Raw genomic sequence first — 17,134 nt, 5'->3', positions numbered from 1 at the left:
TAGGAGGTTACCGCGTGAAGAATCTAGCCCCGCTCGTTATAATCGCCGCTCTCGCCCTTACCGGTTGTGCTCCAAACGCTTTAGAAGTTGCTCCCGGCCCCTCGGTCATGCCAGCAGCGGAACCCGTAGCTGTCGAGGACGTTAGGCAGGTGTGGGCAGATGAGCAAATAAACGATTGGCTGAGTTACAACAGCGCCAGTAGCATCGAAGCACTCAGCGCGCCAGCCTATTTCGTTGACTCGTGGGAATCCCCCGAAGAGGGCGTATTGATCGTGCGCACTAAAGACGGTGCTCACTCGAAAGTCAGCCTAAGCATGGTCGCCTCTAGCATTCTCACCGGGGCGAAAGAGGTCAATACGATTACCGCTATCAACGAATTCGAGAAGATAGAAGCCACTCTCACGCGAGTATCTTAAATAGAAAAATCGGCCCGGCCAGATCGAGAAGATCAGACCGGACCGATTGGTTTTCTAGCGAACGCTATTCACCCACCGCGGGATAGCTTCGGCCATCCCGCGGGAAAGCCAGCTTGGAGGCGGTGGATGTAATGCCAGCCAGTTGCCGCGTAAATGTAGGAAGTTAGCGTTCCCCATGTTAGCTCTCCGGCGTTACCGTCCACCGCATAGGTGCAGTACTTTGGGGCAGCGCCGTTGTCGAGTCGGCGTTCTCGACGATCAAAAACGAGATGTACCGTCATCGGGCGTTTACGAGCCGGGTTGCGGCACGTACCGCGGCCTTGGAGTTCATCGAGGTTTGGTACAACAGGAAGAGTCCGCACACGAGCAATGGCGTGCTGAGCCCTCAGATGCTCCTCGACTGGTATTGGGGGCAGTATTCTTTGGCCCTCGTGGCCTGAGTTTAATAAGAAACGATCAAAGATCGTGTCTCAGAAACTTGACCAGCTCAAGTACGCCGCGCTCATGGCGCAAGCGGGAATTGAGGTGATGATTATTTCCAAGCGGCTGAGCCATTCGACCATCGCGGTAACGAGCAACTTCTATGGACATCTGATGCCGAGTGTTTCACGCAAGGCAACGTCGAAGGTGTCGCAGCTGATGGGTGCAAAAAGCACCGATGTTCACACATTGCACACACAAGACCAGATTTTGGGCCCAAAAAACGCCCTTGCCGAAACCATAAATGATTCTGACAAGGGCGTTTGGCCGAGCCCCCTGGCGGATTTGAACCGCCGACCTGCTCTTTACGAGGGAGCTGCTCTACCCCTGAGCTAAGGAGGCCGATACCTGAAAACAGGCACCTCGTTACTTTATCTGAGTACTCGAGAGATCGTCAAAACGAGCTGTTCCTGTGAAGCTTTAGAATCAGCACACGGTGCCGTCTTCGGGCGCCTTGCCCTCGATTAAGTATGCATCAACCGCCTCGGTGACGCAGTCATTCGAACGACCATAGGCGGTGTGGCCATGCCCTTCAAAAGTCAGCAACGTCGCGCTGGACAATTGCGAGGCCAGCGACTGCGACCATTCGTAAGGCGTCGCGGGATCCCCGGTTGTTCCGACCACCAAGATCTCGCCGGAGCCCTGCGCCTGCAGCTCTGCAGGCAGTCCAGTCGCGTCATGCTCCCACTCGTTGCAGGTGATTGCACCGTAGGAAAGATATTTCCCTAGGGTGGGTGCTACGCGCATTAGCTCTTCGGCTTCGGTCTGCATCGTGGCTGGGTCTGCATCCATTGGCCGGTCCAGGCAATTGATAGCCACGAACGCGTCGGACGAATTCGACGTGTAGGTGCCATCTTGGCTTCGGTCGCTGGCGAGGTCTGCAAAGAGCAAGACCTGATCTACATCGCCTTCCATAGCTTCACGCATGGCAGTGGTCAGGATCGGCCAGCTCGAATTGTCATAAAGCGGAACGATGAAGCCGTTGATGAAATCGATAATCGGGACGGTTCGGCCGTCGCTGGACACGAGAGGTTCATTTTCGATTTGAGCAAAGAACAGTTGCAGTTGCACCTTGGCTTCCTCAAGAGTCCCGTCAAATGGGCATTCTTCACTCTTCAGACAGCTTTCGAGCCAGGCATCGATTTCTCGCTCAAATCCCACGGCCTGTGCCCTGTTCACCTCGGCGGATGAAACTGCGGGATCCATGGCGCCGTCTAAGACGAACCCGCCAACCCGCTGCGGAAAGAGCTCCGCGTAGGTGGCACCGAGGAATGTGCCGTAGGAGAAGCCGAGATAATCGAGCTTTTCGTCTCCAAGGACGGCCCGGATGATGTCCAGATCTTTAGCCGCCGAAACGGTGTCCACGTGTCCTAGCAAATCCCCGGTATTCTGCGCGCACTCCTTGGAGTATTCCCTAGTTTGCTTGATGATTTCTTCTCGGTCTTCAGGAACCCATGCGCGTAAGTTCTGTTGCCGGCTCAGGTCGGTTTGCTCATCTGTCTGACATTTCACCGGGGAGCTCTTGCCTACGCCACGTGGGTCGAAACCGATCGTATTGAACTCACGCTGCAGATCATTGCTGAAAATATGGGGCACACTATCGGTGACCATGCCGAGGCCTGACCCTCCCGGGCCGCCGGGATTCACCAGGAGGTTTCGTTTCGCACCTTCCGAAGCACGTCGATTCAGCGCAAGGTCAATGTCCTCTTGCCCGGGGTTTTCATAGTCCAAGGGCACCTGGATAGTCGCGCACTCCACCGTGCTGCCACATGGTTCCCACGTCACGTCTTGATCGTAGTATTTGGCGAGTTCGCCCTGGGCTTCAGGAGCCGCAGCAGGCTGGGAATTGGTGGCCGAGGGGGCCGCTTCGGTATCGCTCGGCCCGGAGCCAGCGCAGGAAACCAAGGCGAGGGACAACGCCGCGCCCAGTGACGCGAACCGGAGCAGGGAATTACGTGCAGTCACTTTTGCGTCTCCTGTTGAAGTTGGGTTTCGGTTGTGGCAACTGCTGATCTAGCGACGGCCTGGCTTTGGAAGCAGCCGGGCCATGAGCGCCTCAAGGGCGATCAGTTGATTTACGTTGGCAGCTAAGCGCTGACGCGTTTCGTTGATTGCATCAAGCTGGGCGAGTGTCTTCTCGCTGGGTTGCGCCGCTGCGTAGGCTTCTAGCTTCGAGCGGAGGTGTTCGTTGATGAGATCTATACCCGAATGCAGCTGCAAGCTAAGCACATCTCGGAAAAAGGTCGTCAGGTCTATCAAAGTGCGGTCTAAGGAATCAAAAGTAGCGCGCCTGGCGAAACGCTTGGCATTTTCCTCCAGGGCCTTGAACTGCCCGCGCAGTCCCGGAGGAATATTTTCCTCTTCGCCCAAGCCATTTGCGTGGCGAAGCTCGGCAACCTGCGCGTTGAGCTGCGAACCGGTCATGGCTTCGGCATGCTCGCTAGCCAACGCAGAGATGTCTGCCGCGGCAGACATCGCGTGGGGGAGGGTAGAGAGCCGCAGCGGCAGCGTGACGACCTTTTCACGACGCTCGCGAGCCTTTTCATCTCGTGCCAACATACGGGCAACGCCAATATGGGACTGCGATACTCGCGCGGCAAACTCTGCCATCTCCTGTTCCAAGCCGTCGCGACGCACCAAAAGTTCGGCCACCTCCGCGGCCGCAGGTACCGACAGGTTGACCGCGCGGCAGCGCGAGCGGATGGTCACCAGCACGTCGGCCGGCGAGGGTGCACAGAGGATCCAGATCATCTGTGCTGGCGGTTCCTCGATGGCCTTCAACAGCACATTGGTGGTGCGTTCGGTCATGCGGTCTGCATCTTCGATGATGATGATGCGCCATTTGCCGTTACCGGCACGTTCTTGGGCGCGAGTGATCAGATGCCGGACATCTTCGATCTGATAGGCGACCTTGCTAGTGGAAACGAAAGAAACATCTGGATGGTTGCCCGCCATTACTTTCTTGCATGCATCGCACTGTCCGCAGCCGGCTGGAGTTTGCGTACATTGCAAGGCCGCGGCGAACGCACGGGCCGCGGTGGTCCTTCCAGAACCTGGAGGACCGGTCACCAGCCAAGCGTGTGTGGGGTTACCTTGATCAACCTCGGAAATCAGCGAGTCGACCACACGCTGCTGACCGGCGAGCTCGGCAAATACCGGCCGGCTCACAACAGACCTGCAAGGTGCGTCGTGATTTCCCGTTGGAGCTGCTCAACGCTGCCTGTCGCATCGACCACCAGATAACGCTGTGGATCCTTGGCGGCAAGTTCGAGGAAGGCACCGCGGATGCGTTCGTGGAAATCATCTGGTTCGGCTTCCAGCCGGTCCGATTCCTCCACCCCGCCGCTGGCAGCGATTCGCCGAGCGCGACCATCCGCGGCAGAGATATCGAGGATGATCGTGGCATCTGGTTTCAAACCGGTGGTCGCAAAGTCATTGATGGCCGAGACAGCAGCAAACCCGAGGGAGCGGCCCATGCCCTGGTAGGCCAGCGAAGAGTCGACAAATCGGTCGCAAATCACGTGGGTACCCTCAGCGAGCTTTGGAGCGATGAGCTGTTGCACGTGGGCGGCGCGGGCCGCCGCATAGATGAGAGCCTCGGTGCGTGAATCGATGTCGCCGTGACCGTGTTCGAGCACCAAGGAGCGTAGTTTTTCGCCGATTTGGGTACCACCGGGTTCCCTTGTGGTCGCTACGCGGGCACCACGATTTTCCAGCCACTGACGGGTCATGGCCACCTGCGTGGACTTGCCGCCGCCGTCGCCGCCTTCAAAGACGATAAACAGGCCGCGCTGGGATGCAGTCGAATCGATACTCACACCTCTACCCTAACTAACCGGGGTCGGGAAAAAGGACAGATTCCCGGGCTTCTGGCCAAGAGTGACGAACAAGCCGGGTAACACGGGCGGACATGCACGTAAACGCTTGTGCATTGCGCTGCTATGCGGGCGTAATCTGGTGCTCATGAGCCAACTGCCAGAATCAGCTGCCGAAGCACAAACTTGGGACCCGAAGACGCTTATCGTGGCCGGGGGACGTCCTGCGCACACCAATGACGGCCCGGTGAATCATCCGATCACGTTCACCTCGACCTACCACTCGCACGGGCTCGCCGGCGCCGGGGACCGCGTGTACGCCCGGTTCTCCAACCCCAGCTGGGACCCGTTCGAAGAAGTCTTGGGTCAATTGGAGCAGGCACAATATCCGGCCTTAGTGTTTTCTTCCGGTATGGCGGCGATCTCTGCGGCGCTGACCCTGGTGCCCGAGGGCGGCGTGCTGGTCTTGCCGCAGCATTCCTATAACGGTTCGTTGGGGTTGAGCGCTGAACTGCAGGCAGCCGGACGCTTCAGCGTGCGAGCTGTGGATGTGGCAAATACCGATCAGGTGCTGCGCGCGATGGACGATGCCGACGTGCTGTGGCTGGAATCTCCAACAAATCCGATGCTTGAGGTTGCGGATCTTCCCGCGCTGTTGGCGGCAGCCAAGACCTCGGGTGTGCTCAGCATCGTTGACAACACCTTTGCCACCCCGCTATTGCAACAGCCTTTGACCTTGGGAGCGGATCTAGTGGTCCACTCGGTGACCAAATATCTGTCGGGTCATTCGGACTTGATCCTCGGCGCGGTGGTCACCAACGACGGGCAATTGCATAGCAAGCTGCACGGGCACCGCACCTTGCATGGAGCCATCGCCTCGCCAATGGACGTGTTCCTGGCCCTGCGAGGGGTGCGTACCTTGTCGGTCAGGCTCGAACGCTCGCAGGCAAACAGCCAAATCCTGGCCGAGCGGCTGGCCGCGCACGCGAAGGTGAGCGCAGTACGCTACCCCGGTCTGCCTACGGATGTCGGGTATCAGCGGGCCACCGAGCAAATGAGCGGCTATGGTTCGGTGATTTCATTTACCGCAGGTTCAACCGCCAAGGACGCGGACCGGATGATCGAAGAGCTCCGCCTGATCACCGGCGCCACCTCGCTGGGCGGAGTGGAAACTCTGGCCGAGCGCCGGGCGCGCCACGCGAATGAACCCGCCACCGTGCCGGAAAACTTGATCCGGCTTTCGGTGGGTATCGAAGCCGTGGAGGATCTGTGGCGGGATCTTTCCGGAGCCCTTGAACGAATCTGAAGACTCACGATCCGTAGGCCGGGGGACGCGCCGGAGAGAAAGGTAGAGTGTAGATATGGACTTGGCACGAATAATCGAGATGTACTTGATGTATGCGCTCAGCATTGTTGTCGGCGTGGTCGCCGTCTGGGCATTGATCGATTGCCTGCGCCATCAGGCGTCGCGGTTTACCCAAGAAGGTAAACGCACCAAGGGCTGGTGGATGGCATTGACCGGCGGCGCCACCATCATTTCGGTGCTGATGGTGCTTTCCGGCCCAGCCAGCAGTGGCGGCTTCCTGCAGCTGATCGCGGCCTGTGTAGCCTGCGTTTACCTGGCAGATGTCAAGCCCGCGGTCAGCGGCCAGAGCGGCAACTGGTACAACTAAGGCCAACAAGCTTTTCAACGCCTCGGACTTCGTCATGCGAAGACCGAGGCGTTGTTTTTTGCTGACATGTCTTAACTTTCGGCTACGCGGTGCATCGCATTGGATAGGATGGAATGTATGACCCATACTTTGATCTTGCTTCGCCATGGGCAGAGCGAATGGAACGAAAAGAATCTGTTCACCGGTTGGTACGACGTGAACCTGACCGAAAAGGGACGGGCCGAAGCCGCTCGTGGCGGCGAGCTGCTGGCTGAAGCCGGCTACAAGCCAGAGGTGCTTCACACCTCGCTGTTGACCCGCGCGATCACCACCGCTAACCTCGCACTGGAAACGGCTGGTCGTTCGTGGATCCCGGTCAACCGCAGCTGGCGCTTGAACGAGCGTCACTATGGTGCGTTGCAGGGCAAGGATAAGGCGCAGACGCTGGCCGAGTTCGGCGAAGAGCAGTTCATGCTGTGGCGCCGCAGCTACGACACCCCGCCGCCGGTCCTGGACGATGCTTCGGAATTCAGCCAGGCAACTGACGAGCGTTACGCGGACCTGGGTGACCAGGCGCCACGCACCGAGTGCCTCAAAGACGTGCTCGAGCGCATGCTTCCGTATTGGGAGAATGAGATCAAGACGGACCTGTCCGCAGGCAAGACCGTCATGGTCACCGCGCACGGCAACTCGCTGCGTGCGCTGGTCAAGCACCTGGACGGCATCAGCGACGAGGCCATTGCCTCGCTGAACATCCCGACCGGCATTCCGCTGGTGTACGAACTGGACGAGAACTTCCAGCCAATCACCGCTGGTGGAACCTATCTGGATCTGGAAGCTGCCGCAGACGCGATCAAGGCAGTCGCGAATCAGGGGCGTAAGTAGTACGTTCTGAGTTTTTATGGGGCGCACCAGCGCCGGCACTTTTGGGTGTCGGCAGCGGTGCGCCTCGTCGTTTCTTAAGCGCAAAGTTCAAATGAATGTCAGGCTGTGAGCGAAACAACGACACAGGATTGTGTTTTTGGCATTAGTATGCTGTAATCTCCTATTTCGAATAGGCTCAATGGCTCACGTTAGGAATGCAATTCGTGGCAACTGATTACGATGAAGTCCGCCCGGACGTTGCCGAGGCGCGCAAGGCTTCTCTAGACGCGGTTAAGTCCGCAAACGCACCAGACGCGAAGAGCGTCGTGCGAGAGCTCGACGAGGCCGATCACACCGACGGCATGGACCTTCCAGGCGCAGACCTGTCCAATGAGGAACTGACCGTTACGGTCGTCCCGCAGAAGGAAGACGAGTTCATCTGCGGCTCGTGCTTCCTGATCCGCCACCGCTCACAGCTAGTTCGTGAAGAGGGCATTGTAGGTTTCTGCGTCGAGTGCGAAGGCTAAAGCCGGAAATACTCTAGCCTCCGGCATGTCCGGGGGACGCACGCAAGAAGGGTGGGACACCGATACGGTGTCCCACCCTTAATGCGTTATCTTCTGACTCTCGGGTCGCTTAGAACCAACCACTAGATATTTTGGCGACCTTAGGGGTTCCGCTATCCCACTCGATAGTGCCGCGGAAGGTTGTCTCCAGATCTTTCGTTTCGTATTCGTAGTACTCGGTGTCGTTCTTCTTGTACTTGAACTTGGTGCTTTGCGCGATGAAACTCTTCTGGCTCAGGCTTTCCAGGCCGCCGGCCGGCTCCGTCAACTTCATCGATGCGAGATCTTTCTGGCGTAGCTCGTAGGGACAGCCATCCGCCATATTCGTAGGAGGCGTGACACACGCCGTTGCGAAGTCCTGCACGGCCTTCAACGCGAGTTCGTTCGTGGCGGAAGATAGCTCCTGGGGAATCTCCACATGTGCGTTGCCGTCAACGCTGGAGGTGAGGCGAAGCGGTTCGGTTGATGCGGCGATGAAGTCCGTGGACTTTCCCTTGACCTCATAAATTCCAGGGAAGGCAAAGAACTCGCCACTGGAATTTTCCTGCTCTGCGAATGCTTAATAGGAAGTAATTGGCCATGTAGCTCGTAGTGACTATATATTTCTGTGAACCGCCAGGCAGGGCTGTTGCCCTGGAACGTGACTAGCGGTAGGCAATAGACTTTGACGCCCGCAAAAATGGCCTTGGGCCGGTGAGAAAATCACCGGCCCAAGGCCATCGACGTATGTCGGCGCTAGTGCGCTAACTTGCGGAGCTTAGAACTCTGCTGGATCCCATTCGCCGGTTACCAAGTAGGTCACCTTGCGGGCAACGGAGACGCCGTGGTCGCCGAAGCGCTCGAGATAGCGGCTGGTGAGCGACACATCCACGGTGGTCGGCGCCGTCTCCTCCCATGCATCGTCGGCGATCACGGTGAACACACTGGCATGCAACCCGTCCAGCTTGTGGTTCAATTCGATAATTGCCCGGGCAATTGCCAAGTCACGAGTTTCGAGCAGCTGGCCGACTTCCTTGGCGATCTGAATGTCGATCTCTGCCATCTGTGCGAATGTGTCGGAAATCTGCGCGGGGATCGCCGGGTTCGGGAAACGCAGGCGGGTTAGCTGGGCTAAGTGCCGCGCCAGGTCTCCCATGCGCTCTAGCGAAGCGCTCATGCGCAGCGAGCCAACGATCATGCGCAGGTCCGAAGCCACCGGCCCTTGGAGTGCCAAGGTGTCGATGGCGCGCTCGTCGAGCTGGTTCTGCAGGAAGTCGATCTTCGCATCGGCTGCGATAACTTCCTGAGCCATATCAACATCGGCGTTTGCCAGCGATTCCCATGCACGGTCCATCGCGGTGGCGACCAGCTTGGACATCTCGATCAGCTCTTCACCGATTTGCTGCAGATCTGCCTGAAATACCTTGCGCATTGAAGGTCCTTTCGAGTTACGGAATCCCACACCCTGGTTTTGGGCATGACGGAGGGTCTGCCTCCACCTTGTCAGCGGGTTATTAACGAATATCCCACGGAAAGTGAACGTTTGGTGAATAGGATAGCGAAAAGTCCTATTTCGCGTCATTTGAGACCAGCCCCCAGTGCGTTGGAAGCTAGTCTGATTATGTGAACGAAGTAATTTCGACCCTGCTCGCCGGCCTGCTCGGTTTGACCTTGGGACTTGTCGGGCTAGCCGCCTACCGTTTCTCGCAGCGGCGTGCCTCCGGCCTCCCCGATGTTGACGAACCGGTGCTGCCCGAAGGTGCCGCCTCGGTGCTTTCAGTCATTGGCCGCGCGTTCGTGATCCTGGACGACGTGGATGGAGTGGTTCGCGCCAACCCCGCCTCCTATGCCTACGGGCTGGTACGCGGGCATACGCTGGTCCACGAGGAGCTGGCGACGCTGGTGCGTCAGGTACGCGCCGACGGGGTGATCGCCGAGAGCCAGTACGAGCTGCAGCGGGCAACCTTGGGCGCCGGACAGCTGATCGTGCACGTACGTGTCGCGCCGTTGGGTGATGAGTACATCCTGCTGCTCGCCGATGACCGCACCGAGATCACCCGCACCGAGGCCATGCGCAATGACTTCGTGGCCAACGTGTCGCATGAGTTGAAAACCCCGGTGGGCGCGATGTCTTTGCTGGCCGAGGCGATCAATGACGGCGCCGATGACCCGGTAGCGGTACGCCGCTTCTCCACTCGGATGCAGAAGGAATCCCGGCGCCTGGCCGCACTGGTCCAGGACATCATCGAACTCTCCCGGCTGCAGTCCAGCGACTCCATCCTGTACGGGGCCGACGTGGTCATCGAATCGGTGATCAGCGAGGCGGTTGACCGCAACAAGCTGCTTGCCGAGGAAAAGGGAATCAGCATTACCGTGGGCGGTCATCTCGATGCCGCGATATACGGCGATGCGGATCTGCTGATGACTGCCCTGCGCAACCTGATCGACAACGCGATCCGCTACTCACCGCCAAACACCACCGTGGGTGTGGGGCTGCGCCAGCGTGACGGCTACGCGCAGATCTCGGTCACCGATCAGGGCCCGGGCATCTCCGCCGAAGAGCAGGAGCGCGTCTTCGAACGCTTTTACCGGGTGGATGGAGCACGCTCACGGCAGACCGGCGGTACCGGACTGGGGCTGAGCATCGTCAAGCATGTGCTGGCCAACCACGGCGGCGAGGTATCGCTGTGGTCGCAGCCCGGGCAGGGTTCCACGTTCACACTCAGACTTCCCATAGTGGATGAAGAAGGGGCCGAGCCATCGGAATTGGCCACCGATACGACGAAGGATAAAGCGAACGCCACGCGTGTGGCGGATCGTGAAGGAGGACGCCGATGACCCGCATATTGATCGTTGAGGACGAAGAGTCGCTCTCGGACCCGCTTTCTTACCTGTTGGAACGTGAAGGTTTTGAGGTGCGCATCGCCGACGACGGTATTGTGGCTGTCACCGAATTTGAGCGCCACGGCGCCGATCTGGTGCTGCTGGACTTGATGCTTCCCGGACAACCGGGCACCGAGGTGATTCGCCAGATCCGCGCCACCAGCCAGGTCCCTGTCATCATGCTCACCGCCAAGGACTCCGAGATCGATAAGGTGGTGGGTCTCGAGCTCGGCGCGGATGACTACGTCACCAAGCCGTACTCCTCGCGTGAATTGCTGGCCCGCATTCGTGCGGTGCTGCGCCGACAGGGTGAAGTCGAGGAGCTGATCACCAATGTGGTCACCGCCGGACCTGTGCGCATGGATGTCGAACGCCATGTGGTTTCGGTCAGCAATACCGAGGTCGCGATGCCGTTGAAGGAATTCGAGCTGCTCGAAATGCTATTACGCAACGCAGGTCGTGTGCTGACCCGTGGCCAGCTGATCGACAGGGTCTGGGGCAGCGACTATGTGGGGGACACCAAAACCCTCGACGTGCATGTCAAGCGTCTGCGTTCGAAGATCGAGGAAGACCCTGCGGTCCCAGAGCATCTGGTGACGGTACGCGGGCTCGGATACAAATTCGTCGCTTAGCCCGTCACTGAACTAGCGCAGAAATGCAAAAGGCTTCGGCCTTCGAGAATCTTCCATTGAGGAGGAATTCTCGAAGGCCGAAGCCTTTGTCGTTTAGAAAGCGCCTAGTGGCCCGAAGTGGATTCGTGCTCCACTGGCTTCAGGTGTTCGGTGGTGGCCGAGTCGTATCCGCCCGGGACGAAGTCGCGGTATTCGGCGAGGGTGCCGTCGACTACCGGAACGCTGAACTCGACGGTTTCGCCGTCCGCGGTGAAGATGGTGACTGCGTGCTCGCCCTGGTTGACGCCCAGCGAGGAGATGACGGTTTCGTTCGCGTCGTCTTCCAACTTGATGACCTCGTTGGCCGGAACCTCGATCGTCACGGCGGAGGCCGAGCCGGCCTTGATGCTCACGCTTACTGCGCTGTCTGCGTCGTTGACCACTGAGCCGATCAGGCGGGCCTCGGAAGCGTCGGTGTTTGCGACGAACATTAGGTTGCGAACCTCGGCGTCGGCAACATCAACGTGGATGCCATCGGATGCGTTGTACTGGGTGGTAGTCGCCTGCTGGTTGATGGCGCCACAGCTGGTGACACCGAATGCCAGGGCAGCCACGGCTAGGGACGCAGCGATACGACGTCCAGCGGTCATGCGTGCGGTGATCACGACACTAACTCCTCGGTGAGAATAATGAGTTGCGGGTTTCGTGGCCATTTATCGGTGTTCCGCGCCCAAGGCGCGGGGCAACGCGAAGACCACGACTGGTACTAAGCCTAACCGTAATTCGCGCCAGAACGTGATTTAGCGACGGGCAACACATCGATTTCGACAAGTTGTAGATAAGTTGTGGCGGCTTGTGGGAGAGGGGTTAGCCGCGCAACCCGTTAACTTCATACCACGTTTCTCCCGCAAGTGGAAGAGGGAATTCCGCGTCTTTTCGGGGTTATTGAGGTCATGGTGAAGATTTCCCAGAGCGTGCCCGTGGTAGACTGGGAGGTGGGAAAGGGGTTTATTCACATGGTTTTTGAGGTTGGCGAGACTGTTGTCTACCCGCACCACGGCGCGGCAATGATCGAAGAGATCAAAATGCGCAAGATCAAGGGCGAAGAGAAAATGTATCTCAAGCTCAAGGTGGCTCAGGGCGACCTGACCATCGAGGTTCCAGCAGAGAACGTTGATCTCGTTGGCGTGCGTGACGTGGTAGGTCAGGAAGGTTTGGACCATGTGTTCGATGTCCTTCGTGCTGAATTTACTGAAGAGCCGACCAACTGGTCGCGTCGTTACAAGGCAAATCTAGAAAAGCTTGCCTCCGGTGATGTCATCAAGGTGGCAGAGGTCGTTCGTGACCTTTGGCGCCGTGAGAATGACCGTGGCCTGTCCGCAGGCGAAAAGCGTATGCTCTCCAAAGCCCGACAGGTATTGATCAGCGAATTGGCTCTTGCCAAGGACCTGGACGAGACCAAGGCAGAAGGCCTGCTGGACGAAGTTTTGGCCTCCGCCTAAATTTCGTCGAGTCATCGAAGCCTGATGCCGAACGACAAGTAACCGTGGGACGCTGGAAAGCGACCCACGGTTTAGTCATTTAACCGCAGTTCTAATGCGGGATAAGCTGGGATTCGTGAGTGAGCAACGAGAAGAATCGGTAGCGGTCATCCTGGTAGCGGCTGGCTTGGGGACTCGCCTAGGTGCGGGTATGCCCAAGGCGTTAGTCGAGGTCCACGGCAAATCGTTGGCTGAGCATGCACTGGATCGCATTCTCGAAGTGGGCGGAGTCCAAGACGTAATCGTGGTGGTTCCGCCGAAGGACTCCCGGCTTACCGAACGCCTTGCCTACTACCCGTCGCTGGTGCGTACAGTCCCCGGCGGGAACAGCCGCGCGGCCTCGGTGCGCAATGGTCTGGCCGCGGTCTCCGCGCAGATCACGCGAATCCTGGTTCATGACGCGGCACGCGCCTTCGCCCCGGTATCCCAATACGAGCTGATTCTCGCCGAGCTGCGCAAGCCCGCAATCCAGGCAGTCATCCCGGCCCTGGCGGTGACCGACACGATCAGCGTGGTCGGCACGGAGGCGGGCCTTGGTTCGCCGATTGTCGTAGAAACGCCGGATCGCAGCACCTTGCGGGCGGTGCAAACCCCGCAGGGATTCGACGCCCAGACCCTCATCGATGCTCATGCGCAACTCGACCATTACAGTTCCGAAGAATTAGCCCGCGTCACCGATGACGCTTCGATCGTTCGCGTCCGCGGGGTTGAAGTGCACGTCGTGGTTGGCGATGCGCGTTCGCTGAAGGTCACCCACCCAGAGGATTTGGATACCGTGGGTCGATTGTTCGCCACCGCCGCAACGAAGAACCTGGAGAAAAACTTGGCCATCCCACGCATCGGCAATGGCATCGACGTGCACGCGGTCAGCACCGACCCATCACGGCAGATGTGGCTGGCAGGCCTCTTCTTCCCCGACGATATCGGTCTGTCGGGACACTCGGACGGGGACGCGGTAGCCCACGCTGCCTGCGACGCATTGTTCTCCGCCAGCGGGATTGGCGATCTGGGAACCCACTTTGGGGTGGATCGACCCGAATTTTCCGGGGCAAGCGGTGTGAGCCTGCTTGCAGAAGCTGCGCGTCTGGTCCGAGGCGCGGGGTTCGAGATCGGCAACGTGGCGGTGCAGTTCGTGGCCCGCCGTCCACGCTTCGCGGCGCGCCGCGAAGAAGCCAATCAACTGCTCTCTGAAGTCCTTGGTGCCCCAGTCAGCGTCACCGCAACCACCAGCGATGGATTGGGCTACGAGGGGGAGGGCATCGGGGTCACCGCATACGCCACCGCACTGGTCTATCCGGCCACTCGGGCAGGGCAGTAAACAACGCGTCAGTGCGTTCCTTGTCGCATCCCCGCACAACCACCGGTTTCTTCGGATAACCTTAAAGATGTGAGCCTGCGATTTTATGACACCAAGACTGCGTCCGTACGAGACTTTAAGCCGTTAACCGACGGCGAAGTCAAGCTGTACTACTGTGGCGCAACTGTGCAGGGCATGCCGCACGTGGGCCACGTGCGCAGCGCTATTGCCTACGACATCTTGGTGCGCTGGCTGGAATACCGGGACTTTACCGTCACCACCGTGCGCAATGTGACCGATATCGACGACAAGATTTTGGAAAAGTCGTCGAACTCCTTCGCCGAGGAATTTGCCGCGGATCAGCACTACCCGCCACGGGAGTCTTGGTATGCGCTGGCCTACCGCTTCGAACAAGAGTTTGCCAACGCCTATGCAGCGCTCGGAGTACGCAGACCGACCTATGAGCCACGCGCTACCGGCCACATCACCGAAATGCATGAGCTGATCGAAACCTTGATCTCCCGCGGTCATGCCTACCCGGCCACCGATGACTCCGGAGACGTGTATTTCGACGTACGCTCCTTCGAGGCCTACGGTTCACTGACCCGACAGAAAATCGACGATATGCAGGCTGCCGCCGACGCCGATCCGCGTGGCAAGCGAGATCCGCGGGACTTCGCCCTGTGGAAGGGACACAAGGAAAGCGATCCCTACACCGCGTCGTGGACGAGCCCCTGGGGCCGCGGGCGACCGGGCTGGCATTTAGAATGCTCGGCTATGGCCGCCAAGTACCTCGGCACGCACTTCGACATCCACGGTGGTGGGCTAGATTTGCGCTTCCCGCACCATGAGAACGAATTGGCGCAGTCAACCGCCGCCGGTCAGGGCTTTGCCAATTACTGGATGCACAACGGCATGGTCACCTATGCCGGGGAAAAAATGAGCAAGTCCATTGGCAACACCATCTCCCCGGAAGAAATGCTGCAGCTGGCCGAACCTCGCGTGGTGCGCTACTTCCTAGGTCAGGCGCAGTACCGTTCGCAGCTGGATTACCGTCCCGATTCGCTCACCGAAGCTGCTGCCGCCGTAGAACGCATCGACACTTTCATTTCCAACGCCACGTACCGAGCCGCCAATACCGGGCTCAGCGTGGAAGCTACTTCGGTACCCGAAGCTTTCGGCTTCGCCATGGATGATGACCTGAACGTGCCGATGGCCTTGGCTGTGCTTCATGAGACGGTCCGCCGCGGCAACGCCGCACTGGATGCGAACGAAGAACAGGCTGTAGCCGAGGCGCTCGACCAGGTACTTGCCATGACGCAGGTTCTTGGACTGGACGATGCACGTAGCGTCGGCACCGGGCAGGGAAGTGCCGAAACCGAAGCGCTGGACACGCTAATTCAGGCACAACTGGCCGAACGTACCCAGGCGCGAGCCGCTAAGGATTGGGCTCGATCAGACGCCATTCGCGACGCGCTAGCCTCCGCGGGCATCACCGTTGTTGATTCCGCGGACGGGGCCCGCTGGACCCTGACGAAGTAACCGCACCCGCGGCCATACGAAGAATTCAAAACAAAGGACACATCAAATGAGTAATCCTCAAGAACGCGCGGGAGCGGTTCGCAAGGGCAAGAAGGGCCCAACCAAGGGAAGTGGCGGCAAGGGCCGCCGTTCCCTGGAGGGCAAAGGCCCGACCCCGAAAGCCGAGGATCGTCCTTACCACAAGGCCTACCGCACCAAGGAGCTGGCCGACCGCGCAGCTACCAAGCGCAGCGCGGCTAAGCGCAACGACCGGATTAAGGTCAATGCCGAGATGGTGACCGGCCGTAATTCGGTCGTTGAAGCGTTGCGCGCCGGCATTCCGGCGAAGGCACTGCACGTAGCCATCCGCATCGAAGTTGATGACCGAGTGCGCGAGTCGCTGAAACTCGCCGCCGCTCAGGGTATTCCGCTGATGGAAGTGAGCAAGCCGGAGCTAGAACGCATCACCGACGGCGCGATTCATCAGGGCATGGCCCTGCAGATCCCACCGTACGAATACAAAGACGCCGTGCAGTTGGTGCAGAAGTCGGTCAAAGACTACGACCGCGGTTACTCACGTACCCAGCCGCTGTTCATTGCGCTGGATGGCATTACCGATCCGCGCAACCTAGGCGCGATTATCCGTTCGGCTTCGGCCTTCGGCGCAAACGGTGTGATCATCCCCGAGCGGCGCAGTGTGGGCATGACCGCTTCGGCGTGGAAAACCAGTGCCGGAGCAGCGGTACGTGTGCCAGTGGCCAAGTGCAGCAACCTGACCAACGCGCTGAAGGAAATCAAGGCCGCAGGCATCTTCGTCATCGGGTTGGACGCCGGCGGAGATATGGATCTGCCGAATCTGGAACTGGCTACCGGCCCACTGTGCATCGTGGTCGGTTCGGAAGGTAAGGGACTCTCGCGCCTGGTCCGCGAGAACTGCGATGCGATTGTCTCGATCCCGATCGACTCGGCCATGGAGTCGTTGAACGCATCCATGGCCGTCGGCATCTCGCTTTACGAGGTTTCGCGTCTGCGTAACGCCGAAAGCAAGTAAGTTCTTTCTTTTCTGTTGGGCCTGTTTCCTGTGATTCCGCGGGAAAGCAGGCCCAACTGCTTTAAGCGTGAGCTGCTTCATAAGAATGTTTTTGACGGTTTTTTCTCGGAGACCAGCTCAACGAGCCACGAATTCCCGTAATGACAGGGAAGTTTGGATGAATAACGGGCCATGCGCCCGATTTTGCGTTCACCTCAAAGACGTGTAGAGTTATTTCTCGCGCCGCTTGAACGGAAAGCCCGAAAGGGAACGAAATTCAAGAGACGTAAACAAGTGGAAAACATGGAGTTGACAACAGTCAACAAGATGGTAAACTTGTAAAGTTGCTCCGGAGCGAAGCAGCCGCCGATTGCGGTGGTTGTGGTGTCGAGAGTGTTTGTTGTTTGAGAACTCAATAGTGTGCCAAGTTTATTGATACCAAATTATTTTTAATTTGGTGGATATATAACATTTGCTTG

16 protein-coding genes, 1 tRNA gene and 2 pseudogenes are annotated in these 17,134 nt (G+C 58.8%); 12 read left to right on the top strand and 7 right to left on the bottom strand.

Annotated elements, in window-relative coordinates:
* Both ACT3TP_RS17670 and ACT3TP_RS17665 read left to right on the top strand, forming a co-directional pair.
* Positions 1 to 416 (top strand): annotated as a pseudogene (locus tag ACT3TP_RS17670) (hypothetical protein); the annotation flags it as partial.
* Between the two features lie 215 nt (positions 417 to 631).
* Positions 632 to 856: pseudogene (locus ACT3TP_RS17665) on the top strand (integrase core domain-containing protein); the annotation flags it as partial.
* 310 nt (positions 857 to 1,166) lie between these two features.
* Here the strand turns inward: ACT3TP_RS17665 and ACT3TP_RS17660 are convergent.
* The 4 genes from ACT3TP_RS17660 to tmk form a co-directional block, all read right to left on the bottom strand.
* A tRNA-Thr gene (locus ACT3TP_RS17660) sits at positions 1,167 to 1,238 on the bottom strand.
* An 84-nt stretch (positions 1,239 to 1,322) separates the two neighbouring features.
* Complete coding sequence (locus ACT3TP_RS17655) at positions 1,323 to 2,861, bottom strand: alpha/beta hydrolase (protein ID WP_255248308.1); 1,539 nt, start codon at positions 2,859 to 2,861, stop codon at positions 1,323 to 1,325.
* A gap of 48 nt (positions 2,862 to 2,909) precedes the next feature.
* Positions 2,910 to 4,064 carry a DNA polymerase III subunit delta' gene (locus tag ACT3TP_RS17650; RefSeq protein ID WP_096283060.1) on the bottom strand — a complete coding sequence of 385 codons (1,155 nt, stop codon included), beginning with the start codon at positions 4,062 to 4,064 and terminating at the stop codon, positions 2,910 to 2,912.
* On the bottom strand, positions 4,061 to 4,714 hold the full coding sequence (gene tmk / locus ACT3TP_RS17645) for a dTMP kinase (RefSeq protein ID WP_096283061.1): 654 nt from the start codon (positions 4,712 to 4,714) through the stop codon (positions 4,061 to 4,063). The genes ACT3TP_RS17650 and tmk overlap by 4 nt, the downstream gene beginning before the upstream one ends.
* 145 nt (positions 4,715 to 4,859) lie before the next feature.
* On the opposite strand from tmk, the gene ACT3TP_RS17640 reads away from it, so the two are divergent.
* From ACT3TP_RS17640 to ACT3TP_RS17625, 4 genes are all read left to right on the top strand, one after another.
* The gene (locus tag ACT3TP_RS17640) at positions 4,860 to 6,017 is read left to right on the top strand and encodes a trans-sulfuration enzyme family protein (protein ID WP_444621191.1); all 1,158 of its coding nucleotides are present in this window, start codon (positions 4,860 to 4,862) and stop codon (positions 6,015 to 6,017) included.
* Positions 6,018 to 6,072: 55 nt separating this feature from the next.
* Complete coding sequence (locus ACT3TP_RS17635) at positions 6,073 to 6,384, top strand: DUF2516 family protein (protein WP_096283063.1); 312 nt, start codon at positions 6,073 to 6,075, stop codon at positions 6,382 to 6,384.
* A 117-nt stretch (positions 6,385 to 6,501) separates the two neighbouring features.
* Positions 6,502 to 7,248, top strand: a complete 747-nt coding sequence (locus ACT3TP_RS17630; protein WP_096283064.1) for a phosphoglyceromutase — start codon at positions 6,502 to 6,504, stop codon at positions 7,246 to 7,248.
* 203 nt (positions 7,249 to 7,451) lie between these two features.
* Positions 7,452 to 7,754, top strand: a complete 303-nt coding sequence (locus tag ACT3TP_RS17625) for a DUF4193 domain-containing protein (RefSeq protein WP_096283070.1) — start codon at positions 7,452 to 7,454, stop codon at positions 7,752 to 7,754.
* Between the two features lie 109 nt (positions 7,755 to 7,863).
* Here the strand turns inward: ACT3TP_RS17625 and ACT3TP_RS17620 are convergent, their stop codons facing one another.
* The gene (locus tag ACT3TP_RS17620; RefSeq protein ID WP_096283065.1) at positions 7,864 to 8,211 is read right to left on the bottom strand and encodes a hypothetical protein; all 348 of its coding nucleotides are present in this window, start codon (positions 8,209 to 8,211) and stop codon (positions 7,864 to 7,866) included.
* A 339-nt stretch (positions 8,212 to 8,550) separates the two neighbouring features.
* Positions 8,551 to 9,204 carry a phosphate signaling complex protein PhoU gene (phoU, locus tag ACT3TP_RS17615; protein WP_096283066.1) on the bottom strand — a complete coding sequence of 218 codons (654 nt, stop codon included), beginning with the start codon at positions 9,202 to 9,204 and terminating at the stop codon, positions 8,551 to 8,553.
* A 191-nt stretch (positions 9,205 to 9,395) separates the two neighbouring features.
* Here phoU and ACT3TP_RS17610 point away from each other — a divergent pair, with 191 nt between their 5' ends.
* Positions 9,396 to 10,610, top strand: a complete 1,215-nt coding sequence (locus ACT3TP_RS17610) for a sensor histidine kinase (protein ID WP_096283067.1) — start codon at positions 9,396 to 9,398, stop codon at positions 10,608 to 10,610.
* Positions 10,607 to 11,287: a response regulator transcription factor gene (locus ACT3TP_RS17605; RefSeq protein WP_096283068.1), complete on the top strand. Its 681-nt coding sequence runs from the start codon at positions 10,607 to 10,609 to the stop codon at positions 11,285 to 11,287. Before ACT3TP_RS17610 ends, ACT3TP_RS17605 begins: the two co-directional genes overlap by 4 nt.
* Before the next feature lie 104 nt (positions 11,288 to 11,391).
* On the opposite strand, the gene ACT3TP_RS17600 is transcribed toward ACT3TP_RS17605, so the two are convergent.
* Positions 11,392 to 11,931 carry a hypothetical protein gene (locus tag ACT3TP_RS17600; RefSeq protein ID WP_096288498.1) on the bottom strand — a complete coding sequence of 180 codons (540 nt, stop codon included), beginning with the start codon at positions 11,929 to 11,931 and terminating at the stop codon, positions 11,392 to 11,394.
* A 351-nt stretch (positions 11,932 to 12,282) separates the two neighbouring features.
* Here ACT3TP_RS17600 and ACT3TP_RS17595 point away from each other — a divergent pair, with 351 nt between their 5' ends.
* The 4 genes from ACT3TP_RS17595 (at position 12,283) to rlmB (ending at position 16,676) form a co-directional block, all read left to right on the top strand.
* Entirely contained in the window at positions 12,283 to 12,768 is a 486-nt protein-coding gene (locus ACT3TP_RS17595) for a CarD family transcriptional regulator (RefSeq protein ID WP_096288501.1), read from the top strand.
* Between the two features lie 115 nt (positions 12,769 to 12,883).
* A complete protein-coding gene (gene ispD, locus ACT3TP_RS17590) occupies positions 12,884 to 14,125 on the top strand; it encodes a 2-C-methyl-D-erythritol 4-phosphate cytidylyltransferase (protein WP_255248524.1) in 1,242 nt (413 codons plus the stop codon).
* A 69-nt stretch (positions 14,126 to 14,194) separates the two neighbouring features.
* Positions 14,195 to 15,646 carry a cysteine--tRNA ligase gene (cysS, locus tag ACT3TP_RS17585; protein ID WP_096288493.1) on the top strand — a complete coding sequence of 484 codons (1,452 nt, stop codon included), beginning with the start codon at positions 14,195 to 14,197 and terminating at the stop codon, positions 15,644 to 15,646.
* 46 nt (positions 15,647 to 15,692) lie between these two features.
* A complete protein-coding gene (rlmB, locus tag ACT3TP_RS17580; RefSeq protein ID WP_096288490.1) occupies positions 15,693 to 16,676 on the top strand; it encodes a 23S rRNA (guanosine(2251)-2'-O)-methyltransferase RlmB in 984 nt (327 codons plus the stop codon).
* Positions 16,677 to 17,134: the final 458 nt, after the last annotated feature.

Source organism: Glutamicibacter sp. AOP38-B1-38 (genome assembly GCF_052377485.1).
GTDB lineage: Bacteria > Actinomycetota > Actinomycetes > Actinomycetales > Micrococcaceae > Glutamicibacter.
This window is presented reverse-complemented; position numbering and strand designations above follow the sequence as displayed.